Source organism: Albidovulum sediminicola (genome assembly GCF_025751575.1).
Lineage (GTDB): Bacteria > Pseudomonadota > Alphaproteobacteria > Rhodobacterales > Rhodobacteraceae > Albidovulum > Albidovulum sediminicola.
The window spans coordinates 350,263-372,003 of the sequence record NZ_JAOWLA010000001.1 but is presented as its reverse complement, the minus strand read 5'-3'; the positions used below and the strand labels follow the sequence as shown (position 1 = coordinate 372,003).

General features: G+C 68.3%; 22 protein-coding genes. 8 read left to right on the top strand and 14 right to left on the bottom strand.

Annotation, left to right across the window (positions count from 1 at the left end):
• The first annotated feature begins 40 nt into the window (after positions 1-40).
• From OE647_RS01810 to OE647_RS01800, 3 genes are all read left to right on the top strand, one after another.
• Entirely contained in the window at positions 41-1,450 is a 1,410-nt protein-coding gene (locus OE647_RS01810; protein WP_263719875.1) for an FAD-binding oxidoreductase, read from the top strand.
• 81 nt (positions 1,451-1,531) lie between these two features.
• The gene (locus OE647_RS01805; protein ID WP_263719874.1) at positions 1,532-2,863 is read left to right on the top strand and encodes an MFS transporter; all 1,332 of its coding nucleotides are present in this window, start codon (positions 1,532-1,534) and stop codon (positions 2,861-2,863) included.
• Between the two features lies 1 nt (position 2,864).
• Positions 2,865-3,293, top strand: coding sequence for a YqaA family protein (locus OE647_RS01800; RefSeq protein ID WP_263719873.1), 429 nt, complete (start codon positions 2,865-2,867; stop codon positions 3,291-3,293).
• Between the two features lie 31 nt (positions 3,294-3,324).
• On the opposite strand, the gene OE647_RS01795 is transcribed toward OE647_RS01800, so the two are convergent.
• Positions 3,325-4,539, bottom strand: a complete 1,215-nt coding sequence (locus OE647_RS01795) for an MFS transporter (protein ID WP_263719872.1) — start codon at positions 4,537-4,539, stop codon at positions 3,325-3,327.
• A gap of 82 nt (positions 4,540-4,621) precedes the next feature.
• Positions 4,622-5,578, bottom strand: coding sequence for a hydroxymethylbilane synthase (hemC, locus tag OE647_RS01790; protein WP_263719871.1), 957 nt, complete (start codon positions 5,576-5,578; stop codon positions 4,622-4,624).
• Between the two features lie 106 nt (positions 5,579-5,684).
• On the opposite strand from hemC, the gene hemE reads away from it, so the two are divergent.
• A complete protein-coding gene (gene hemE, locus OE647_RS01785; RefSeq protein ID WP_263719870.1) occupies positions 5,685-6,713 on the top strand; it encodes a uroporphyrinogen decarboxylase in 1,029 nt (342 codons plus the stop codon).
• Between the two features lie 13 nt (positions 6,714-6,726).
• Here the strand turns inward: hemE and hemF are convergent, their stop codons facing one another.
• Positions 6,727-7,584, bottom strand: coding sequence for an oxygen-dependent coproporphyrinogen oxidase (gene hemF / locus OE647_RS01780; protein ID WP_263719869.1), 858 nt, complete (start codon positions 7,582-7,584; stop codon positions 6,727-6,729).
• 137 nt (positions 7,585-7,721) lie between these two features.
• Between hemF and OE647_RS01775 the strand changes: the two genes are divergently transcribed.
• Positions 7,722-8,084, top strand: a complete 363-nt coding sequence (locus OE647_RS01775) for a hypothetical protein (RefSeq protein WP_263719868.1) — start codon at positions 7,722-7,724, stop codon at positions 8,082-8,084.
• A 10-nt stretch (positions 8,085-8,094) separates the two neighbouring features.
• Positions 8,095-8,487 carry a hypothetical protein gene (locus OE647_RS01770; protein WP_263719867.1) on the top strand — a complete coding sequence of 131 codons (393 nt, stop codon included), beginning with the start codon at positions 8,095-8,097 and terminating at the stop codon, positions 8,485-8,487.
• 1 nt (position 8,488) lies between these two features.
• On the opposite strand, the gene OE647_RS01765 is transcribed toward OE647_RS01770, so the two are convergent.
• From OE647_RS01765 to clpS, 3 genes are read right to left on the bottom strand one after another with little or no spacing between them, the layout of a single operon-like run.
• Positions 8,489-9,298, bottom strand: a complete 810-nt coding sequence (locus tag OE647_RS01765) for an SDR family NAD(P)-dependent oxidoreductase (protein ID WP_263719866.1) — start codon at positions 9,296-9,298, stop codon at positions 8,489-8,491.
• 55 nt (positions 9,299-9,353) lie between these two features.
• Entirely contained in the window at positions 9,354-10,355 is a 1,002-nt protein-coding gene (locus tag OE647_RS01760) for a class I SAM-dependent methyltransferase (RefSeq protein ID WP_263719865.1), read from the bottom strand.
• Between the two features lie 18 nt (positions 10,356-10,373).
• Positions 10,374-10,694, bottom strand: a complete 321-nt coding sequence (clpS, locus tag OE647_RS01755; RefSeq protein WP_263719951.1) for an ATP-dependent Clp protease adapter ClpS — start codon at positions 10,692-10,694, stop codon at positions 10,374-10,376.
• A gap of 159 nt (positions 10,695-10,853) precedes the next feature.
• Between clpS and OE647_RS01750 the strand changes: the two genes are divergently transcribed.
• Positions 10,854-11,555, top strand: a complete 702-nt coding sequence (locus OE647_RS01750; protein WP_412174913.1) for an HAD family hydrolase — start codon at positions 10,854-10,856, stop codon at positions 11,553-11,555.
• A gap of 221 nt (positions 11,556-11,776) precedes the next feature.
• On the top strand, positions 11,777-13,582 hold the full coding sequence (locus OE647_RS01745) for a D-alanyl-D-alanine carboxypeptidase family protein (RefSeq protein ID WP_412174919.1): 1,806 nt from the start codon (positions 11,777-11,779) through the stop codon (positions 13,580-13,582).
• A gap of 34 nt (positions 13,583-13,616) precedes the next feature.
• Here the strand turns inward: OE647_RS01745 and ccoS are convergent, their stop codons facing one another.
• The 8 genes from ccoS to ccoN form a co-directional block, all read right to left on the bottom strand.
• Entirely contained in the window at positions 13,617-13,775 is a 159-nt protein-coding gene (gene ccoS, locus OE647_RS01740) for a cbb3-type cytochrome oxidase assembly protein CcoS (protein WP_263719863.1), read from the bottom strand.
• Between the two features lie 4 nt (positions 13,776-13,779).
• Positions 13,780-15,903 carry a heavy metal translocating P-type ATPase gene (locus tag OE647_RS01735; RefSeq protein WP_263719948.1) on the bottom strand — a complete coding sequence of 708 codons (2,124 nt, stop codon included), beginning with the start codon at positions 15,901-15,903 and terminating at the stop codon, positions 13,780-13,782.
• Between the two features lie 65 nt (positions 15,904-15,968).
• The gene (locus OE647_RS01730; RefSeq protein ID WP_263719862.1) at positions 15,969-16,424 is read right to left on the bottom strand and encodes a FixH family protein; all 456 of its coding nucleotides are present in this window, start codon (positions 16,422-16,424) and stop codon (positions 15,969-15,971) included.
• A 1-nt stretch (position 16,425) separates the two neighbouring features.
• Positions 16,426-17,853 (bottom strand): cytochrome c oxidase accessory protein CcoG, encoded by a 1,428-nt coding sequence (gene ccoG, locus OE647_RS01725; RefSeq protein ID WP_263719861.1) that lies wholly within the window; start codon positions 17,851-17,853, stop codon positions 16,426-16,428.
• A gap of 308 nt (positions 17,854-18,161) precedes the next feature.
• Positions 18,162-19,031: a cytochrome-c oxidase, cbb3-type subunit III gene (ccoP, locus tag OE647_RS01720; protein WP_263719860.1), complete on the bottom strand. Its 870-nt coding sequence runs from the start codon at positions 19,029-19,031 to the stop codon at positions 18,162-18,164.
• On the bottom strand, positions 19,028-19,234 hold the full coding sequence (locus OE647_RS01715) for a cbb3-type cytochrome c oxidase subunit 3 (RefSeq protein WP_263719859.1): 207 nt from the start codon (positions 19,232-19,234) through the stop codon (positions 19,028-19,030). The genes ccoP and OE647_RS01715 overlap by 4 nt, the downstream gene beginning before the upstream one ends.
• Positions 19,235-19,243: 9 nt before the next feature.
• Positions 19,244-19,969 carry a cytochrome-c oxidase, cbb3-type subunit II gene (gene ccoO / locus OE647_RS01710; RefSeq protein ID WP_263719858.1) on the bottom strand — a complete coding sequence of 242 codons (726 nt, stop codon included), beginning with the start codon at positions 19,967-19,969 and terminating at the stop codon, positions 19,244-19,246.
• Between the two features lie 14 nt (positions 19,970-19,983).
• Positions 19,984-21,585 carry a cytochrome-c oxidase, cbb3-type subunit I gene (gene ccoN / locus OE647_RS01705; RefSeq protein ID WP_263719857.1) on the bottom strand — a complete coding sequence of 534 codons (1,602 nt, stop codon included), beginning with the start codon at positions 21,583-21,585 and terminating at the stop codon, positions 19,984-19,986.
• Between the last annotated feature and the right edge of the window lie 156 nt (positions 21,586-21,741).

Genomic DNA, 21,741 nt, shown 5'->3' with positions numbered 1-21,741 from the left:
CGCCCCGTCTTCCTTGCCCAGATACCCCGCCGGAGGCCCCATGTCCCTTCTCGACCGCCTGACTGCCCTGCTGGGTCCCGCCCATGTCCTGACCGGACGGGATTGCGCGCCCTATGTCAGCGAATGGACCGGCAAGTATCACTGGGAGCCGCTCGCCGTCCTGCGCCCGGCAAACCGCGACGAGGTTGCGGCGGTCCTGCGGCTGGCGTCCGAAACCGGCACGCCCGTCGTGCCGGTGGGCGGGCGCACCGGGCTTGTCGGCGGGACCGAGGCCCAGGGGCGGCTGATGCTTTCGCTCGAACGGATGAACCGCATCCGCGAGATCCGGCCCGAGGCGCGCATCGCCATCGTCGAGCCCGGGGTAATCCTGTCGCGCCTGCACGAGGCGGCGGCGGACCGGGGGCTCTATTTCCCGCTCTGGTTCGGGGCGCGCGGCTCGGCGATGATTGGCGGGGTCCTGTCCACCAACGCCGGCGGATCGAACGTCCTGCGCTACGGCTCGACCCGCGCGCTCTGCCTGGGGCTGGAGGTCGTGCTGGCCGACGGACGGGTGCTGAACCTGATGAGCGAGCTGCACAAGGACAATTCCGGCTACGACCTGAAGGACCTTTTCATCGGCGCCGAGGGGACGCTGGGTGTGATCACCGCCGCCGTGATGCGGCTGGTGCCTGCACCGCGCGCCCATGCCACCGCGATGCTGGCGATGCCCTCGCTCGATGCCGCGCTGGCGCTTCTGAACCGGCTTCAGGCCGCGACCGGCGGCCTGGTCGAGGCGTTCGAATTCATGCCGCGCAGCTACCAGGCGTTGCTGGTCGCGCGCCGACCTGACCTGGGCCTCGCCTTCGACCGCATCTACGATGTCACGATCCTGGTGGAACTGGGCGCCACCGCCCCGCGCGACTGCTCCCCCGGCCCGGACGGCACGCTGCCGCTGGCGGCACTGCTGGAGGAGACGCTGGGCGCGATGATGGAGGAGGGGCTGGTGACCGACGCCGTGATCGCCGCCTCCGAGGCGCAGCGCCAGGCGCTCTGGGCCCGGCGCGAGGCCGCGGCAGAGGTCGGAACGCCGGTTTCCGGCCCCTCGGTCGATACCGACATCTGCGTGCCGCTCGACAAGGTCGCGACCTTTCTCACGCAGGCGGAGGCGCGTGTCGCGGCGCTCGATCCCGGCGCCTTCCCGCATTGCGTGGCACATCTGGGCGACGGCAACATCCATTTCACCGTCTTCCCCACCCGCGACGATCCGGCGCTTGAAGGCGCGATGGTCCGCGCGGTGGAGGATACGGTGCAGGACCTGGGCGGCAGTTTCTCGGCCGAACACGGGGTGGGCCTGTCCAAGCGCGGCTCGATGGCGCGGCGCAAGGACCCTGTCGCGCTCGACCTGATGCGCGGGCTCAAGCAGGCTTTCGACCCCGGCAATATCCTCAACCCCGGCAAGGTCCTGCCCTGAGCGCCCTGCCCGCCCGATCTCGACGCCGCAGCCCGGCCCCGGTATGACGGTCGGGAAAGCCCCAGGAGCGCCAGGAACAGCATGATCGAGGTCTTTGCGAACCGAACCTACCGGCATCTTTTCGCCGCGCAGGTCATCGCGCTCCTGGGTACCGGGCTGGCGACGGTGGCGCTTGGCCTTCTGGCCTGGCGCATCGCGGGGGAGGACGCGGGCCTGGTGCTGGGAACGGCGCTGGCGATCAAGATGATCGCCTATGTGACCCTTGCACCAGTCGCCTCGGCCTTTGCCGACCGGGTGCCCCGGCGGGCAATGCTGGTCACTTTGGACCTGATCCGGGCGGGCGTCGCCTGCGCGTTGCCCTTCGTGACCGAGGTCTGGCAGGTCTATGTCCTGATCTTCCTGTTGCAGGCGGCGTCGGCCGGCTTCACCCCGACCTTCCAGGCGACGATCCCCGATGTCCTGCCGGAGGAGGCGGATTACACCCGTGCCCTGTCGCTGTCGCGGCTGGCCTATGACCTCGAAAGCCTGCTGTCCCCGATCCTCGCCGCCGCGCTCTTGAGCGTGGTGAGCTTCCCCGCACTTTTCGGCGGCACCGTGATCGGGTTCCTGGCCTCAGCGGCGCTGGTGGTGAGCGTCACGCTGCCCTCGCCCCGGCCCGCGCGGCCGCGCGGGATCTGGGACCGCACGACGCGCGGGCTGCGCATCTACCTGGCGACCCCGCGCCTGCGGGGGCTTCTGGCGCTGAACCTCGCCGTGGCCTCGGCAGGTGCCATGGTGATCGTCAATACCGTCGTCATCGTGAAGGGCGACCTTGGCCTGGGGGAGGCGCAGTTGGCGCTGGCGCTGGCCGCCTTCGGCGGCGGCTCCATGATCGCAGCACTCTTGCTGCCGCGGCTCCTCGACCGGGTGCCCGACCGGGCGGCGATGCTGGCGGGCGCCGCGATCCTGGTGCCGGGCACGCTGGCCGGGGTACTGGCGGGAACTCTGCCCACGCTCATGGCGCTCTGGGCCGCGATCGGCTTCGGCTACAGCCTTGCCCAGACCCCGACCGGGCGGCTTTTGCGGCGCTCCGCGCAGCCGGAGGACCGGCCCGCAGTCTTCGCGGCGCAATTCGCGCTCAGCCACGCCTGCTGGCTCATCGCCTATCCGCTGGCCGGACGGTTCGGCGCAGGCTTCGGGACCGGGGCGACCTTTGCGGTGATGGCGGCACTGGCGCTTCTGGGGGTGATCGCGGCGATCCGGCTTTGGCCCGCGCAAGACCCCGCGGACCTGCCGCATGACCATCCCGACCTGCCCCGCGACCATCCGCATCTGGCCGATCACGCGGCGGGGCCGGGCGACAAGGCCGGAGCCGATCACCGCCATGCCTTCGTGATCGACGATCTGCACCGGCGCTGGCCGCCGCGACCCTGACGTGACGAGCCTCGCCGCCCTGTTCGCCACGGCGCTGATCGCCGCGACGCTGGTCCCCGCCGGGTCAGAGGCCGTGCTGGTGGCCCTCATCCTGCAGGCCGGGCATCCGGTCTGGCTGCTGCTGACGGTCGCGACCACCGGCAATGTCCTCGGCTCCGCGATCAACTGGGCGCTTGGCCGGTTCCTCGCCCATCACGCGGGGCGCCGCTGGTTCCCGGTTCCGCCGCGCAAGCTTGAGCGCGCCTCGGGATGGTACGCGCGCTGGGGGCATTGGAGCCTTCTGGGCGCCTGGCTGCCGGTGGTGGGCGACCCCCTGACACTCGCCGCCGGGGTCCTGCGGGAGCCGCTCTGGCGGTTCCTGCTGATCGTGACGGCCGCGAAATTCGGCAGATATCTGGTGTTGGCGATCGTCACGCTGGGCGCGGGCTGAGCCGCGGCGCCCCGGTCATTCCTGAGCGGCGTCATCCCCGGTCACGCGCGCGCCACCCAGCCAGAGAACGCCTGCCAGCGCCAGTGCCGCGAAACCCGCCCCGGCAAGGAAGGTCGCGCCCGATCCGATCACCTGCCAGAGTGCGCCCGCGATCACGCTGGCGGCCAGAAGCACCACGCCGGTGACCAGATGGTAAAGACCGAAGGCCGTGCCGCGCAGGGCCGCCGGTGCGGCGTCCGCGATCAGCGCCGACAAGAGGCCCTGCGTCGTCCCCATGTGAAGCCCCCAGATCAGCACGCCCGCCGCCACGCCCCAAAGCCCCGGCGCCAACCCCAGCAGAAGATCCGCGACGATCAGGAGCGCGAGCCCCCCCGACCAGCAGCGCGCGCCGCCCGATCCGGTCCGACAGCGCCCCCACCGGATAGGCAGAAGCCGCGTAGACCAGGTTCATCCCCACCAGGACCAGCGGTGCGAGGGCCGGGGCAAGTCCCGCCTCGACCGCACGCAGGATAAGGAACGCCTCGCTGAAGCGGGCCAGCATGAAGGCCGAAGCGACCGCGATCACCACCCAATAGGCCGCTGGAAGCGCTGAAAGCTCTGCCCGCGACAGGGGATTGCGCGGGGTCGCATCCGTACTCCGCGCCGGTTCCCGGACCGCCGTCAGGATCAGCCCCAGCGCCAGGAAGGCCGGGATCACCGCGACCCAGAAGACGCTGACGAAATCGCCCGCGAAAGCCGCCATCAGGGCAATGGCCGCAAGCGGCCCGATGAAGGCCCCGATGGTATCGAGGGACTGGCGCAGACCGAAGGCCGCGCCCCTGAGCCCCTCGGGCGTCAGATCGGCGATCAGCGCGTCACGCGGCGCCCCGCGTATCCCCTTGCCAACCCGGTCGATGAAACGCGCCGCAACCACCCAGCCGATGGAGCCCGCCAGCGGAAAGACCGGCTTGCTCAGCGCCGCCAGCCCGTAACCGAGCGCCGCCAGTTCCTTGCGCCGCCCGATCCGGTCCGACAGCGCGCCCGAGAAGATCTTGACGATGGAGGCCGTCGCCTCCGCGATGCCCTCGATCACGCCGACGGTCAGCGCCGTCGCGCCGAGACCGACGGTCAGGTAGATGGGCAGCAGCGCGTGGATCATCTCGGAGGAGATGTCCATGAGCATGGAGACGAAGCCAAGCACCCAGATCCCGGCGGGCAGGCGACGCCAACGCCGGTTGCTATCTGGTTGGGGCTTGGGATCAGTCACGCTGGCGCCCTGCGGTCGGGACGGTGCACGCCCCGCATGCGCCCTATCCACACCCAGGTCGCGGTGCGGAGGCGCACCGACCTCAGCCTTGGCGCCAGTCGAAAAAGCCCGGCCCCGCCTGCGCGAGGAGTTCGCGCGCAAGGTCCTGCCCCGCCGCAGCCGCGTCGGAGACCGCGCAGCGCCGGTCGCCCGCGATGGCTTCGGAGCCGTCGGGCCTCAGGATCTCTCCACGCAGCCACAGCCCGTCGCCGTCGTGAAGGGCAAGCCCGGCGATGGGGGTCTCACAGGACCCGTCAAGCTCGGCCAGGAACGCGCGCTCGGCGGAAAGCCGTTCGCCCGTCTGGCCGTGGTGAATCGCGGCCAGAAGCCCGGCGGCGTCGCCGTCGGCCAGCCGCCGCTCGATCCCGATGGCGCCCTGTGCGACGGCGGGCAGCATGTCCTCGGGCGCGATGGCCGCGCGCGCGATGCGCCCCATGCCCAGGCGATTCAGCCCCGCCATGGCGAGGAACGTCGCCGCCGCGACCCCTTCGTCGAGCTTCTTGAGCCGCGTCTGCACATTGCCGCGAAACTGCACCAGCTTCAGGTCGGGGCGGCGGTTGGCAAGCTGCGCCCGCCGACGCAGGCTGGACGATCCGACCACCGCGCCCTCGGGCAGATCGGCGATCGAGGCGTGGTCGCGCGACACGAAGGCATCGCGCACATCCTCGCGCGGCAGGTAGCAATCCAGCACCAGCCCCTCCGGCTGGGCGACCGGCATGTCCTTCATCGAATGCACCGCGATGTCGATGCGGCCCGACAGCAGCGCCTCCTCGATCTCCCGCGTGAACAGGCCCTTGCCGCCGACCTCCTTCAGCGGGCGGTCGGCTGCGATCATCGCCCGGTCGTCGCCCGTGGTCTTGATGATCACGATCTCGAAGGCGTCCTCGGAAAGGCCATGCGCCTCCATCAGGCGTCGGCGCGTCTCGAACGCCTGCGCAAGCGCCAGCGGAGAGCCACGGGTTCCGATCTTCAGCGGGGTTTTTGCAGTGGGCTGTGTCATGCCTCCCGGCATATCCGCGACACATTGGCCGCGCAATGGGCCTTGACCAGACTTCGCCTTGACATCCCGCCGCAGGCGGCGATGAAGGGGCACGAAGGAGAGCCCGATGACCAAGACCATCCTCAAGGCGCTGGCCGGTGAAACCCAGGCCGTTCCCCCGATCTGGATGATGCGCCAGGCGGGCCGCTACCTGCCGGAATACCGCGCCACGCGGGCCGAGGCCGGGGATTTCCTGTCGCTCTGCTATGCGCCCGACCTCGCCGCCGAGGTGACGCTGCAGCCGATCCGCCGCTACGGCTTTGATGCGGCGATCCTGTTTGCCGACATCCTGCTCCTGCCGCAGGCGCTCGGGGCGGAGCTTTGGTTCGAAACCGGCGAGGGGCCGCGGCTCTCGACCATCACGACGCCCGCCGAGCTTGCCAAGCTGGGCGGCAAGGACGACATCCACGACCGGTTGGCGCCGGTCTATGAAACCGTCCGGATCCTGGCGCGCGAACTGCCGCGCGAAACCACGCTGATCGGCTTTGCCGGGGCGCCCTGGACGGTTGCGACCTATATGATCGCGGGCCGTGGCACCCCGGATCAGGGACCCGCCCATGCGCTGAAGGCCGCCGACCGCGCGACCTTCGCGGCGCTGATCGACCTGCTCAGCGAAGCGACCATCGAATACCTCTCCGCCCAGGTCGCGGCGGGGGCCGAGGTCATCAAGCTCTTCGACAGCTGGGCCGGATCGCTCAAGGGGCAGGATTTCACCGATTTCGCCCTGGAGCCCGCGCACCGAATCATCGCCGCGCTGAAGGAGCGTCATCCCGGCCTGCCGATCATCGCCTTCCCGCGCGAGGCGGGGGAGCGTTACATCGGCTTCGCCCGCGCGACCGGCGCCGATTGCGTCGCCATCGACAATTCGGTCTCGGCCGAATGGGCGGCGGAGCATGTGCAGAAGGACGGCTGCGTACAGGGCAACCTCGATCCGTCGCTGCTGGTGTCAGGGGGCGAACGGCTGATCGAGGAAACCCGCCGCGTGGTGCGGGCCTTTTCCGGCGGCCCGCATATCTTCAACCTCGGCCACGGGATCACGCCGGACGCTGACCCCGAGAACGTCGCGCGCATGATCGAGGCGGTGCGCGCCCGCTAGGGCCGCGCGCCCCTCACGGCCATTTGGCGACGGGCGGCAAGCTCATCAGCACGGCATTGGCGTCGTGGCCGGTTTCCAGCCCGAACTTGGTGCCCCGGTCATAGACCAGGTTGTATTCGGCATAGAGCCCGCGATGGATCAGCTGCACCTCGCGGTCGGCCTCGCTCGCCTGCGCACCGAGCCGCCGTTCGGTGACCGGCACGAAGGCGGGCAGGAAGGCGCGGCCCACCGATTGGGTGAAAGCGAAATCGGCCTCCCAGTCGCCGGTGTTCAGGTCGTCGTAGAAGATCCCGCCGATGCCGCGCGCGCGCCCGCGATGGGGGACGAAGAAATACTCGTCCGCCCAGGCCTTGAAGCGGTCGTAGTAGCCCGCGTCATGGGCGTCGCAGGCGGTCTTCAGCGCGGCGTGGAAATGCGCGGTGTCCTCGGCATATTCGATGCAGGGATTCAGGTCCGCCCCGCCCCCGAACCACCAGGCATGCGGGGTCCAGAACATCCGCGTGTTCATGTGGACGGCGGGGGTATGCGGGTTCTGCATATGCGCGACAAGGCTGATGCCGGAGGCCCAGAAACGGGGGTCCTCGGACATGCCAGGGACGCCGCGCGCGGCCATCGCCTTTTGCGCCCGCTCGCCCAGCATGCCGTGGACTGTGGAGACGTTGACACCCACCTTTTCGAACACCGCGCCGCCGCGCATCACGCTCATCAGACCGCCGCCGCCGTCCTCGCCGCGCCGCGTCTCGGACACCTCGAACCGGCCGGGCGTGGCGGAGGCCGCATCCTCAAGCCCCTCGAACGCCGCCACGATCTGGTCGCGGAGTGTCCGGAACCAGGCCGAGGCCCGCGCCTTGCGTTCGTCGAAATCCACCATCTCCCGGTCCTCCCTTTCGCGGCCTGCCTAGCAGCTTTGCGCCCCTGCTGCCAGTTGCCGGACGGCGGCTGCGACGCGGCACTTGGCCCTGACCGCCCATCCGCTATCCTTGGGCCAGCGAAAGGATGAGTCGCGCCATGCCCCGTTCCCTTCTGCCGTTGCTGATGGCCCTCACGCTCGGCGCCTGCGCCGCGCCCGCAAAGCCCGGCTGCGACCGCGCCGTCGCGCGCGAGCTCGCAACCCTCGCCACGCTGATTGACGAGACGGAAGCCAACCTCGACAACGGCTACCGGGTCGAGCGGGCGCCGGCGCGCAGCGGCTTCAACCTTTGCCTGGGGTCGGCGCGCAGCCATGTCGGCATCAGCTTCTGCACCGAGCCTGCAAGCCGCACCCAAACCGTTGCCATCGACCCGGAGGCAGAGGCGCGCAAGCTTGCCGCCCTGCGTGAACGGCGCGCCGCGCTTCTTGCCGCCCATCCTACCTGCGGCGCCCCAGAGTGAAGGAACCGCCATGCGCCTTTCCGCGACCGTCCTCGTCCTCGCGCTGACGCTGGCCGCCTGTTCGGCGCAGGACAACTGCCTCCGCAGCGCCACGCGCGACATCCGCGCGCTCGACGCCCTGATCGCGGAGACCGAGGCGAACATCGCCCGCGGCTACGCCTATGAGAGCCGGGAAGTGACCCGCTGGGCCTGGGTGCGCTACTACGACGGCCCCTTCGACGCGCGCCACCACCGCACGCTGACCCGCTGCTGGGAACCCTATACTGACATCGTCCGCAAGCCGGTCGCCATCGACCCGGAGGCGGAGGCGCGCAAGCTGGCCGCGCTGAAGACGCGCCGCGCGGCGCTGGCCTCGACCGCCATGACCGCGGTCGAGGATTGCCGTCGGCTTTACCCCGAATGACCTAGTGGATCGGCACACCCGCCGGGTCGATCAGCCCGCGCCCGCCGTCCAGCGTGAGGGTCTGGCCGGTGACGAAGCCCGAGGCATCTGAGGCGAGGTAAAGCGCGGCATCCGCAACCTCGGACGGTGCGGCGATGCGGCCAAGCGGCGTCGCGTCGATCACCCGGTCGCGCCAGTCGGCATGTTCGCGCAGGGCCTCCTGAAGGCTCGCGCTCAGGACGCTGGCGAAGGCCACGCCGTTGACGCGGATGCGATGCGGCGCAAAAGCCACGGCCAGCGACCGCGTCGCCTGTTCCAGCGCCGCGTTTGACACCGAAACACCCAACAGGTCCGGATGCGCGAGCCGAGAGGCGAGCGTCGAGACATTGACGATCGCGCCGACCTGGCCGCTTTCCTGTCCGTCCCGCTCGGCCTGGGTGATCATGCGCCGCGCGACCATCTGGCTGAGCCGGACCGCGCACATCATGTTCTGGCGCACCAGCATCTCAAAGGTGGCGTCGTCGGGGTTCAGCGGATCGGTCAGGGCGAAGTCGCGGTTGGCGTTGACGAGGATATCGACGCGATCGAAGGCGTCGATGGTGGCGGACAGCAGGTTCGCCGCCGTCAGCTTCTGGCTGAGATCCCCCGCGAAAGAGCGCAGCGGCCCTTCACCCTCGGCCTCGTCGCCAAGCTCGGCCTCCAGCCGTGCCTCGTCGACGTCGGCGAACATCACGTTCGCGCCGACGGCGACGAAATGCCGGGCGATGGCAAGGCCGATCCCCCTGGCAGAGCCCGTGACGATCGCGGTCTTTCCAGCGATGGAAAGGGTCATGTCATCCCCTGTTCTTGATGCTTGTTCTTGATTCTTGGCGCGAGCCTATCGGAATTCACCGGCCGGGGCGAGGCGAGGTGGCCGGACGGTTTCCCTTGAGCACCTTGAAGCCGGATGTGCCGCCCACTTCCGCCACTTCGCGAAACAATGCGGCCATGGTCTTCTCGTAGGGCAGGTGCCGATTCGCGACGAGCCAAAGCTGACCGGAAGGCGTCAGCATCCCCGCCGCGGCCTGGATGAAGGCGGCGCCAAGCGCGGGATCGGCCGCGCGTTCGGTATGGAAGGGCGGGTTGGTCACCACGACATCGAAGCGCCGCTCAGGCCGGAAGCGGGTGGCATCCGCCCAGTGGAAACGCGCGCGCGGATCGGTGACGTTGCGCCGCGCGCAGGCCAGCGCGGCGTGATCGGCCTCGATCAGGTGCAACTCACGCACCCCGTCGCGCTTGAGGATCTCGGACGAGAGCCACCCCCAGCCCGCGCCAAGGTCGGCGACGACCCCGTGCAGATCGCCGGGCAACTCCGCCGCCAGCGCCACGGACCCCTTGTCGATCCCGTCGGCCGAAAACACGCCCGGCGCCGCCACGAAGCCTGGGGCCGGCTGCGTGTCGGCCGCGCGCCAGTCCTCAAACCCGCCCCGCTCCGGCACCGCGAAGCGAAAGACCTTGCCATGCGCCTTGGCGAACACCTCCGCGATCTCGGCCCGCGGGCGGATGTCCTTCAGCACGCTGTCCACGCCATCGGTCTTCTGGCCATCCACCCAGACGGACGCGCCCGCCGGCAGGTGATCCGCCGCCGCGGCGACCAACGCCCGCGCGGCGGCCCGCGCGCGCGGCACGAAAAGGATCGCCGCCGCGTGATGCCCCTCAAACCCGGGCGAGACCGCGTAGCCTCGTGCGGCCAGCGCGTCATGGTCGGGCCGGAAGCCCTGGACGATCCGCACCCGATCCTTGGGCAGCGCCGACAGGTCGGTATCCCCGCGCGGGCCGATGACCAGGATCGTACCCTCGGCGGGCAACTCGGCGCCCTCAAGCGCAAGGGTAAGTCGGGATTGGCTCATGGCTTGGGGGCAGGCGCCCTATTCCTTTTCCATCGTGCATTGCAGCGGATGCTGGTGGCGGCGCGCGAAATCCATCACCTGCGCCACCTTGGTCTCCGCCACCTCGAAGGAAAAGACACCGACGACGGCAAGCCCGCGCTTGTGCACGGTCAACATGATCTCGAACGCGTGGGAATGGTTCATCCCGAAAAAGCGTTCCAGCACATGCACGACGAATTCCATCGGCGTGTAATCGTCGTTCAGGAGCAGCACCTTGTACATCGGCGGGCGCTGCGTCTTGGGCCGGGTCTTGGTGACGACCGAAGTCTCGCCATCGCGGCCGCCGTCTTGGTCGGACATGATGAAGGGACGAAGGGTCACGGGGCCAGCTCCTGGTGGATTCGGGCGACAGGGGTTCGCCCGGCAATATAATCCGGGAGGGGCCGGGAAAAAAGTCCGCAAAACACGCGATTGCAACGATCCGCCCCGCCGCGCTATCAAACCCGGCGGGAGGCGCTGATGGAAAAGTTCACGACGGTCGCGTTCGACGCCGACGACACGCTTTGGCACAACGAGCGCTTCTTTCGCCTGACGCAGGACCGGTTCGCGACGCTCCTGGCGGATTTCGCGGAGCCCGATCACCTGGATGAGCGCCTGCTTGAGGCCGAGCGGCGCAACGTCGGGCGCTACGGGTTCGGGATAAAGGGCTTCATGCTCTCGATGATCGAAACCGCGATCGAAGTGACCGAGGATCGCGTGCCCGCCCGCGTCATCCGGGAAATCATCGCGACGGGCCAGGACATGCTGGCCCACCCGATCGAGCTTCTGCCCCACGCGCTCGATACCGTCTCCTCGCTTGCGGGACGGTATCGCATCCTGCTGGTGACCAAGGGCGACCTGCTGGACCAAGAACGCAAGCTCGCGCAATCGGGTCTGGGCGATCTCTTCGACGGGGTGGAGATCGTGTCGCAGAAGACGCCCGCCGTCTATGCGGCCATCTTCGAACGCCACGGGGTACGGGCCGAGGGTGCGATCATGGTCGGTAACTCGATGAAGTCCGATGTCGTGCCGGCGATCGAGGCCGGCGGCTGGGGCGTCTATGTCCCGCACGGCCTGACCTGGGCACTTGAGCATGCAGACGCGCCCGAGGGTCATCCCCGCTTCCGCGAGATCCCCGACCTCGGCGCCTTGCCGCCGCTGATCGCCGCGCTTGAACGATGAGCGGCCACACCCCGACAGGCCACGCTGAACGAAGTCCGGGCCGCAACGGCTCAAAAAGACTTGCAATTGGGCTTTTGCGGATGCGAACCCCTGTGCTATCGTCAAGGCGAAGCAGTAGCCCCACCACAAAAACCGGGGCACCGAGGCAGAACATGGGCAGTAAGCAAACCGCACCCGCCGGGACGCGGGTGAAGGGTATTATCCGGAATTTGATTGTGGGCTTGGCGCTGGCTCTGGCGCCGGTCGCGGGCGTGGCCGCACCCTACGCCGATTACGTGATCGACGCGCGCACGGGCCAGGTCCTGCACGAGAAGAACTCGGACGCCCGGCTTCATCCCGCCTCTCTGACCAAGATGATGACGCTCTACATCGCTTTCGAGGCGATCGAGCGCGGCGAGATCTCGCTTGACACAAAGGTGACGGTGTCAAAGCACGCAGCCTCTCAGCCGCCGTCTCGGCTGGGACTCAAGCCCGGCCAGAAGATCGCGCTGCGCTACCTGATCCGCGCGGCCGCCATCAAGTCGGCGAACGATGCCGCGACCGCCATCGGCGAGGCCATCGAAGGCTCCGAGCCCGCGTTCGCAAAGCGCATGACGCGCACCGCCAAGGCGCTGGGCATGTCGAAGACAAGCTTCCGCAACGCGAATGGCCTGACCGCCGAAGGTCACCTGTCGACCGCCCACGACATGACCATGCTGGGTCGCCACCTGTTCTTCGATTTCCCGCAGTACTACAACCTCTTCTCCCGCCGCTGGGCGGATGCGGGGGTGGCCAAGGTCGCCTCGACCAACCGCCGGTTCCTTGAGGCTTACGAAGGCGCGGACGGGATCAAGACCGGCTACACCGTCGCGGCGGGCTTCAACCTGGTCGCCTCGGCGCAGCGGGGCAACAAGCGCATCATCGCGACCGTCTTCGGTGGAACCTCGACCGCACAGCGCAATGAGCGTGTGGCCCAGCTTCTCGACATCGGGTTCGGCAAGGCGCCGAACCGGGCCGTGGTGCAGAAACCTGCGGCGCCGAACTACGCGGTGGCCGATGGCGGAGAGCCCGGCGGCGCGGGCAAGATCATCCGCCTGTCAGGCGCGGTGAAGACCGCAAGGAAGCCGATCGCCCGCCCGGTTCCGGGCGCAGCCCCCGCCGCGCCGCCGGAGGAACTGCTGCTGGCGATGCAGGAAAACATCGATTCCGTGCTTGAGGCGGTGCAATCCGCCGATGCGCCGCCGGCGCCGGCCCCCGCCGAGATCGCCCAAGCCGCGATCGCGGCACTGGAAACGGTCGCTGTGCCCACGCCGCCTGAGGGCACGCCCCAGCCGGTCGCGCGCCCCGCAGCCGTCGAAACGGTTGCGCTGGCGGCAGCCGAACCGGCAGCGCCGGAACCGGCCGCCGAGGCACCGCAGGACACCGCCGAGGCCGCGCCCGTAGAAGAGCCCGCCGTGATCCTGGCCGCCGCCGCCCTGACGGACGACATCCAGCGCCCCGTGGCCCGCCCGGGCGCCGCCGAACCGGCCGAGACCGTCGTGGTCGCCGCCGCGGAAGAAGCCCCGGTCGAAGCCAGCACGCCCGAGCTCCCACCGGAGACTGTCGCAGCGGCCGATGCGCCGGAAGTCCTGGACCTGCCAGCCGTGGCAACGGCGGTCGAAGAAACGACCGTTGCCGCGCTCGACACCCCGCGGGAAACCATGACCCCCATTGCCCGCGCGCTGCCCGAGCGGGTCATCCTCGCGGCCGCCGACGCCGCGCCCCCGGACGCCGCGGAGCCGCTGGAGATCGTCACGCGGGTCTCGACCTCGGGCGGGCGCCAATGGGCCATCAACGTCGGCAACTACCCCTCGCGCTACGAGGCGGAACGGCGGCTCCTGCAGACCGCGCTGATGGAGATGAACACGCTGGACGAAGCCCTGCGCAAGGTCGTCCCGCGGCGCGGCGGCTTCGATGCGAATTTCGTCGGCATGACCGAGGAAACGGCCCAGCTTGCCTGCCGCCGGCTGGTCGCCCGCAACGCCGATTGCGAGGTCGTGGCACCCTGAGGCCGAGACAGCCCCGGCAAGACCCGGCCATGGCCTAGGGCTTCGGGCGGTCGTCCCAATCGTCCGAAAGAAAGCGCTGACCGTCGCCGTCGGGGTCCTCGAACTGGCGATTGCGCAGCGCCCAAAGGAAGGCGGCAAGGCCGACCCCACCCAGAAGCAGGGACGCCGGGATCAGGTAGACGAGCATCTCCATCCCGTCACCTCAGCCTGAGCGCGTTGAGAGATACGGTGATCGAGGAGGCCGACATCGCCAGGGCCGCGATCAGCGGGGTCGCAAGCCCCAGAAGCGCGACCGGCACTGCCACCAGGTTGTAGCCGAGCGACAGCGCGAAGTTCTGCTTGATCCGCCGGCGTGCGGTGACGGCAAGCGATGCGGCCAGCGCGATGGGCTGCAGGTCCTGCCCCAGAAGCACGATGTCCGAGGCGACCCGGGCCGCGTCAAGCGCGGTGGCAGGCGAAACCGAAACATGCGCGCCCGCAAGCGCCGCGGTGTCGTTCAGACCGTCGCCCACCATCAGCACGCGCCCGCCCGCCGCCGTCAGGTCCGCTACCCGCCCGGCCTTCTCCTCGGGTCGGGCGCCCGCGTGCCATTCCTCGATCCCAAGCTCCTTCGAAAGGCGCGCGACCGGCGTTTCCGCATCACCCGAGAGCAGCACCACGCGCTTGCCCGCCGCCTTGAGCGCCGCCACGGCCTCTGCCGCGCCGGGGCGCAACTGGTCAGCGAAAACGAAGGTTCTCGGCGCGCGTCCATCGCCCGCATCAAGGTAGGTCGCGGTCATGTCCTCAGGCGTGGCGCCGGTCCAGTCGGCGCGGCCCAGCCGCACGCGGCGGTCGCCCAGGAATGCCTCCACGCCCTCGCCCGGAACCTCGCGCAGCCCGCTGACCGGTGCCGGGGCGATCCCGCGATCCGTTAGCGCCGCCGCCAGGGCGGCAGACAGCGGATGGGCCGAGCCGGCGGCCAGCGCCGCGACCAGCGACAGGTCGGTCGCGTCATGCCGGTCCAGGTCGATGGGCCGGGGCGCGCCAAGGGTCAGCGTCCCTGTCTTGTCGAAGACGACCGTATCGACCTCTGCCAGCCGTTCGAGCGCGGTGCCGTCCTTGATCAGCAGGCCCTGCCGGAACAGGCGGCCCGAAGCGGCCGTCACGACGGCCGGCACGGCAAGCGCCAGCGCGCAGGGGCAGGTGATGATCAGCACCGCCGAGGCGACGTTGACCGCAAGCCGGATATCGCCGCCCGACTGGACCATCCAGCCGATGAAGGCCGCGAGCGCGAGCAAGTGGACGCTGGGCGAATAGGCCCGCGCCATCCGGTCGGCCAGCGAGGTGTAGCGGTTGCGCGCGCTTTCCGCGACCGCGACGAGGTCCGCCATCCGGTGCAGCGACGAATCGCGCCCTGCCGCAGTCACGCGCACCGTCAGGGGTCCGGTCAGGTTGACCTCCCCCGCGCTGACGGGCAGGCCGGCGGCCACCCGCACGGGCAGCGTTTCCCCGGTGAGGAGCGAACGGTCGAGCTCGGACGCGCCCTCGGTCACGATCCCGTCGACGGGCATGCGGGCGCCGGGCCGGACGCGCACCAGATCGCCCAGGGCGAGCTCGGCGATGGGCACGATCGACTCGCCCTCAGGTCCGATCCGGGTCGCACGCGGCACCTCCAGCGCGGCCAACTCCTCGGCTGCGGACCGTGCAATCGCGCGCGACCGGTAATCGAGGTAGCGCCCCGCCAGCAGGAAGAAGCACAGCGACACCGCGGCATCGAAATAGGCGTGTTCGCCGCCCTGGAACGTCTCGTAAAGCGAGATCGCGGATGACAGAATCAGCGCCAGCGAGATCGGCACGTCCATGCCAAGGCGCCGCGCCTTGAGCGAGGCCCAGGCCGAGGCAAAGAAGGGTTGACCGGCAAAGACCAGCGTCGGCAGCGCGATCGCGGCGCTGATCCAGTGGAAGAGGTCACGCGTCGCGGCCTCCGCCCCCGACCAGACGGCGACGGAAAGCAGCATGACGTTCATCATCGCGAATCCGGCAACGCCCAGCCGCATCAGCAGGTCGCGCCCGCGCCGGTCGGTTTCGGTCACAGACAGAAGGCCCGGATCAAGCTCATGCGCCTCGTATCCGATCCCGGCGAGCCGGGCGATCATCGCCTCGGGCGTGACCTCGGGCGCGGCCTCGACGCTGACGCGCTTCAGCGTCAGGTTGACCCGCGCCGAACGGACCCCCGGCATCCGCGTCAATTCCCGCTCCACGTCCGAGATGCAGGCCGCGCAATGCGCCGTCGGCAGCGAGAGGACGAGGCCGGAAGCTTTCTGCGCCCGTGCCGCCGCCATGGCCTCGGCCGAGGGTGCGGCGATGCAGGCGGGGCAGGCCGAGATCGAGGTTGCCGACACGGGTCCTAGTCCTTCACGGAGATATCGAGCCGCTTGTGAAACCGGGTGCCGTCCTCGGCCCGCGCTTCGAGCAGGACCATCCAGCGGCCCGGCCCAAGGTCAAGCGGCGCGACATAGTCGCCACCCTCGTGGACGAAGATCGGGGTCTTGTCTTCGGCAGCCTCGGTCGTGCGGCCGACGGTTGCGGCGATGTCGCCCAGGGTGACGGGGTGACCCGCGCTGTCACGGAAGGACAGCCTGAGCTCGCCCGCCTCGTAGCTGTCGGTGAGCGTCCAACCCAGCGCCTCCTGCGCGTTGCGCTCCCGGTCGAAGTTCTGCGAGGCGACGTAGGAGTTCGCCACCTCCAGCCCCGGAAAGGTGCCCACCGCCTTCACGGCCATGTAGACATTGACCGCGATGATGATGGCGAAGGCCGACGCCGTGATCGCGAAGACCTTGCGCCCTGTCAGTTCCCGGCCCATCTCACTGGTCCTTCCCGTTGAAGACCGTGTTCGCGTAGACGCGGTCCTGGTTCACCTGGTCCACGATCCAGAGCCGGATCGCGGTGCGGTCCGCCACGGCGGCCCGGCTGCCCGGCGGCGCGGTCACATAGACGCGCTGGGTCAGCGTTTCGTCCGCGGGCACGGTCACAACATAGCTTTCCCGGCCTTCGAGCGAAAGCGCCAGCGGCGAATCCGAGGTCAGCGACAGCAGGAAGGGGCGATCCTCGGGCTGCTTGTTGCGCAGCCGGATCTCATAGGCGTTGCGGATCGAACCGTCGGAAAGCGTCACGAAGATCGGGTTGCGCTCCGGCGTCACGTTGAAGTCGATGGGCGAGCGCATGAAGAGCGCCACGATCAGCCCCACGCCGACCGCTGACCAGAGCGCGGTGTAAAGCAGCGTGCGCGGACGCAGGATATGCTTCCAAAGCTGCTTGGGATGCCCGCCCGCGCGTTCGACCGTCTCGTCCTTCAGCGCCATGTAGCCGATCAGGCCGCGCGGCTTGCCGATCCGGTCCATGACCTCGTCGCAGGCATCGATGCAGAGCGCGCAGGTGATGCATTCGAGCTGCTGACCGTTTCGGATGTCGATCCCCACCGGGCAGACGTTGACGCAGGCCATGCAGTCGATGCAATCGCCCTGGCTCGGATCAAGCTCCCCCTTCTTGAGCTTGCCGCGCGGCTCGCCGCGCCATTCGCGATAGGCGACGACCAGCGTGTCCTCGTCCATCATCGCAGCCTGGATGCGCGGCCAGGGGCAGGCGTAGATGCAGATCTGCTCGCGCGCGAAGCCGCCGAAGACGAAGGTGGTGACGGTCAGGATGCCCATCGTCGAATAGGCGATCGGATGGGCATCGAGCGTGAACAAGTCGCGCGCCAGCGTCGGCGCGTCGGTGAAGTAGAAGACCCAGGCCCCGCCGGTCGCCAGGCCGATCAGCAGCCAGATGAACCACTTCGTCATCCTCAGGCGGAACTTCCGCAGGTCCCATTTCTGGTTCCAGAGCCGCACGCGGGCGTTGCGGTCGCCCTCGACCCAGCGCTCGACCAGGATGAAAAGATCGGTCCAGACGGTCTGCGGGCAGGTGTAGCCGCACCAGACCCGGCCAAGCGCCGAGGTGAACAGGAAGAGCCCCAGCCCCGCCATGATCAGAAGGCCGGCGATGAAGTAGAACTCATCCGGCCAGATCTCGATCATGAAGAAGAAGAAACGCCGGTTGGCCAGATCGACCAGCACAGCCTGGTCGGGCAGGCTCGGCCCCCGGTCCCAGCGCAGCCAGGGCGTGACGTAATAGATACCAAGCGTCACCACCATGATCACCCATTTGAGGGTGCGGAAGTTGCCTTTGACCCTGCGGGGGAATATCGGCTCCCGCGCTGCGTAAAGCGCCGGAGGCGTTTCGCTGGAACTCATCTTCAATTTCCTGAATATTTTATGTCCGTTCGCGTCGGACTATTACGGCACCGCTCCGACTCGTGGCTTTGATATAGGTCAATGGTAGCGGGAGGTGTCCCCGGAATTGAAGTCCAAATGGTCGCAGGCTATTTTTGCCGCGGACTTCGCAGGGTAGGCCCGCCCGCCGGGCGGGGACGCGCCCAGAAAAAAGGCGCGCCCGAAGGCACGCCAGAAGTCTTGGAGCATCGGCGCCCCCAGGAAACGCGCGAACAGGACGGGGCGCCGATGCTTTTCACCGGAAGGGCAGTGATGCCCCCCGGATTCCTTTACTCGCCGCCGCCGCGGCTGTGGACCCAGGTCGCGACCGCGCGGATGTCGGCCTCGCTCAGGCGGCCGGACCAAGCCGGCATCACGCCGAAGCGGGCATTCGTCACCGTCTCGGTCAGCGCAGCCGCATCCCCGCCATAAAGCCAGATGGCGTCGGTCAGGTTCGGCGCGCCCTGCGCGCGGTCGCCCGAGCCGTCTTCCGCGTGGCAGGCCGCGCAGTTGTCGGCGAAGACCGTGGCGCCCTCGGCCGCGAGGGCCGCGTCATTGTCCTGGCCCGAGAGCTGCAGGACGTAGTGCACGACCTGGTCGATCTGCTCGGATTCCAGCAACTCGTCGGCGCCGAAGCGCGGCATTTCGGAGTAGCGGGCGTCCGCGTCTTCCGTGTTGCGGATACCGTGCTGGATCGTGGTGTGGATATCCTCGATCGTGCCGCCCCAGAGCCAGTCGTTGTCGTTCAGGTTGGGATAGCCCTTGGCCCCGGCGGCACCGGCACCGTGGCACTGCGCGCACCAGGTCTTGAACACCGCGGCCCCTGCGTTGGTCGCAAAGCCGACAAGCTCCTGATCCGCCGAGATTGCCGTCAGGTCCGCCGCCACCAGCTTGGCCTCGATCCCCGCGTTCGCATCGTCGAAGCGCTGGATTTCAGCGGCGACGCTCGTGCGCGGGTTGCCGCCCCAAAGACCCTGGGTCGCGCCCTCCACCAGCGGCCAGGCCGGGTAGAGGATCGTGTAGATCAGCCCCCAGATGATGGTCAGGTAGAAGGTCCAGAGCCACCAGCGCGGCAGGGGGTTGTTGTATTCCTCGATCCCGTCCCAGGAATGTCCCGTGGTTTCGGGCTGGGCCTTCGTCGTTGTCGGTTTCTTGCTCATCTTGCGCCTCCTTGACCCCGCGCGCCGGTCGTGCCGGCGGGGGCGGGCCTGTCCTCATGCCGGAAGGGAATGTTCGCCACGTCGTCGTGGACCTTCCGCGACCCGGGCCGGAAGGCCCAGATCACGACGCCCGCGAAGACCAGCACCAGCGCCAGAAGCGCCCAGCTGTCGGCGAATTCCCGGAAAAGCGAATAGATATCCATCCGCTCCTCCTATCGGTTCGGGTCAGGTTCGAAGGTCGAGAAATCGACCATCGTGCCCAGCACCTGGAGATAGGCGATGAGCGCGTCCATTTCCGAGATGCCCGCCTGGCCGTCGAAATTGGCGACACTGGCACCGGCGTAGCGCTCAAGCAGCCCGTCGGTGTCGGCATCCGGATCGGCTTGGGCCGCGAAATCAGCCTTGGCCAGCTCGATCATCTCGGACGTGTAGGGCACACCGACGAGCGCGTCGGTCGCCAGACGGTCCTCGATGTGCTTGGCCTCGATCATCCGGTCGGAAAGGAAGCCGTACTTCGGCATCACCGATTCCGGCACCACCGACTGCGGGTCGGTCAGGTGGTCGACATGCCATTCGTTCGAATAGCGGCCGCCCACCCGGGCCAGATCCGGCCCGGTGCGCTTGGAGCCCCACTGGAACGGATGGTCGTACATCGACTCCGCCGCCAGAGAGTAGTGGCCGTAGCGCTCGACCTCGTCGCGCATCGGGCGGATCATCTGGCTGTGGCAGACATAGCAGCCTTCGCGGATGTAGATGTCGCGCCCCGTCAGTTCGAGCGGAGAGTAGGGACGCACCCCCTCGACCTTCTCGATCGTGTTCTCAAGGTAGAAGAGGGGGGCGATCTCCACGATCCCGCCGATGGTCACGACCAGGAAGGACCCGACGAGCAGCGCCGTGGCGTTGGTTTCGAGGAACTTGTGCTTTTCAAGGATGGACATTTTCTGGGCCCCTCTCATTCGGCCGGGACCGCGGCGCTGGCAGCGGCGGAGGCCGGCTGCTTAGCGACGGTTGCCCAGAGGTTGTAGACCATGATGACCGCACCAGCCAGGTACATGACCCCGCCCAGACCCCGCACCACGTACATCGGGAACTTCGCGGCGACGGTGTCGGCGAAGGCGTTCACGAGGAAGCCGTTCGCATCCACTTCACGCCACATCAGGCCTTCCATGATCCCCGTCACCCACATCGAGGCGGCGTAGAGCACGATCCCGATGGTGGCGAGCCAGAAGTGCCAGGAGACGAGCTTGAGGCTGTAAAGACCGGCGCGGTTCCACAGGCGCGGCACCAGGAAGTAGAGCGCCCCGAAGGTGATCATGCCGTTCCAGCCCAGCGCGCCGGAGTGGACATGGCCGATGGTCCAGTCGGTGTAGTGCGACAGCGAGTTCACGGCCTTGATCGACATCATCGGGCCTTCGAAGGTCGACATGCCGTAGAAGCCGATGGAGATCACCATCATGCGGATCACCGGGTCGGTGCGGATCTTGTCCCAGGCGCCCGAAAGCGTCATCAGGCCGTTGATCATGCCACCCCAGGAGGGCATCCACAGGATGATCGAGAAGACCATACCCAGCGTCGAGGCCCATTCCGGCAGCGCGGTGTAGTGCAGGTGGTGCGGACCGGCCCAGATATAAAGGAAGATCAGCGCCCAGAAGTGGATGATCGACAGCTTGTAGCTGAAGACCGGGCGTTCGGCCTGCTTGGGCACGAAGTAGTACATCATCCCCAGGAAGCCTGCGGTCAGGAAGAAGCCCACGGCGTTATGGCCGTACCACCACTGTGTCATCGCGTCCTGCACGCCGGCAAAGACCTGAACTGACTTCGACCCGAAGACCGAGACCGGGATGGCAAGGTTGTTGACGACGTGGAGCATCGCGATGGTGACGATGAACGACAGGTAGAACCAGTTCGCCACGTAGATGTGGGGTTCCTTGCGCTTGATGATCGTGCCGAGGAAGACGGCCAGATAGGCGACCCAGACGATGGTCAGCCACCAGTCGACGTACCATTCGGGCTCGGCGTATTCCTTGGACTGGGTGGCACCCAGGATATAGCCCGTCGCGGCCAGCACGATGACCAGCTGGTAGCCCCAGAACACGAACCATGCGAGGTTTCCCCCCCAGAGCCGCGCCGCGGAGGTCCGCTGGACGACATAGAACGAGGACATGATCAGCGCGTTGCCGCCGAAGGCAAAGATCACCGCCGAGGTGTGCAGCGGTCTCAGCTTGCCGAAGTTGAGGTAACCCTGGGCCAGTTCGGACAGGTTCAGCGCCGGAAAGGCCAGCTGGAAGGCAACGGTCACGCCCACCAGAAAGCCCACGACACCCCAGAAGGCCGTCGCGATCACCCCGGCGCGCACGACGCCGTCAAGGTACTCGTTGGCAACCTGGGGCCGCGGCGTATCAATACGGCGCAACACCCAGACGAATGTGATGGCCGCAGCCAGCATCACGGTCAAGGCGTTGACCATGTATGCAAGGTCGCGCGCGTAGTTGGCTGCGATCGCGGCCACGACCGCGATGGCGCCAAGCGCGGCGAGCTTCAAATAATCCCACATGCTATGTCCCTTCGTTCATCCATGCCCAGCCGACTCGCGCAGTCGGACGGTTTCCGGACGGGGGTCATTTGACCCGCCGAAGGCAACCTTACCTTGATCTGGGTCAAATGTCGGTGATGGCTTTCGGCATGGTTGAAGATGTTTCGCGGAAACCCA

Coding starts and splice junctions, on each gene's coding strand:
- OE647_RS01760 (WP_263719865.1), bottom strand. CDS start 10,355: ATGAGCCAATCCCGACTTACCCTTGCGCTTGAGGGCGCCGAGTTGCCC.
- OE647_RS01770 (WP_263719867.1), top strand. CDS start 8,095: ATGCGCCTTTCCGCGACCGTCCTCGTCCTCGCGCTGACGCTGGCCGCC.
- clpS (WP_263719951.1), bottom strand. CDS start 10,694: ATGTCCGACCAAGACGGCGGCCGCGATGGCGAGACTTCGGTCGTCACC.
- ccoP (WP_263719860.1), bottom strand. CDS start 19,031: ATGAGCAAGAAACCGACAACGACGAAGGCCCAGCCCGAAACCACGGGA.
- hemF (WP_263719869.1), bottom strand. CDS start 7,584: ATGGTGGATTTCGACGAACGCAAGGCGCGGGCCTCGGCCTGGTTCCGG.
- OE647_RS01805 (WP_263719874.1), top strand. CDS start 1,532: ATGATCGAGGTCTTTGCGAACCGAACCTACCGGCATCTTTTCGCCGCG.
- OE647_RS01735 (WP_263719948.1), bottom strand. CDS start 15,903: ATGGCGGCGGCACGGGCGCAGAAAGCTTCCGGCCTCGTCCTCTCGCTG.
- OE647_RS01765 (WP_263719866.1), bottom strand. CDS start 9,298: ATGACCCTTTCCATCGCTGGAAAGACCGCGATCGTCACGGGCTCTGCC.
- OE647_RS01775 (WP_263719868.1), top strand. CDS start 7,722: ATGCCCCGTTCCCTTCTGCCGTTGCTGATGGCCCTCACGCTCGGCGCC.
- OE647_RS01810 (WP_263719875.1), top strand. CDS start 41: ATGTCCCTTCTCGACCGCCTGACTGCCCTGCTGGGTCCCGCCCATGTC.
- ccoN (WP_263719857.1), bottom strand. CDS start 21,585: ATGTGGGATTATTTGAAGCTCGCCGCGCTTGGCGCCATCGCGGTCGTG.
- OE647_RS01750 (WP_412174913.1), top strand. CDS start 10,854: ATGGAAAAGTTCACGACGGTCGCGTTCGACGCCGACGACACGCTTTGG.
- ccoO (WP_263719858.1), bottom strand. CDS start 19,969: ATGTCCATCCTTGAAAAGCACAAGTTCCTCGAAACCAACGCCACGGCG.
- OE647_RS01715 (WP_263719859.1), bottom strand. CDS start 19,234: ATGGATATCTATTCGCTTTTCCGGGAATTCGCCGACAGCTGGGCGCTT.
- hemC (WP_263719871.1), bottom strand. CDS start 5,578: ATGACACAGCCCACTGCAAAAACCCCGCTGAAGATCGGAACCCGTGGC.
- OE647_RS01730 (WP_263719862.1), bottom strand. CDS start 16,424: ATGGGCCGGGAACTGACAGGGCGCAAGGTCTTCGCGATCACGGCGTCG.
- ccoG (WP_263719861.1), bottom strand. CDS start 17,853: ATGAGTTCCAGCGAAACGCCTCCGGCGCTTTACGCAGCGCGGGAGCCG.
- ccoS (WP_263719863.1), bottom strand. CDS start 13,775: ATGGAGATGCTCGTCTACCTGATCCCGGCGTCCCTGCTTCTGGGTGGG.
- hemE (WP_263719870.1), top strand. CDS start 5,685: ATGACCAAGACCATCCTCAAGGCGCTGGCCGGTGAAACCCAGGCCGTT.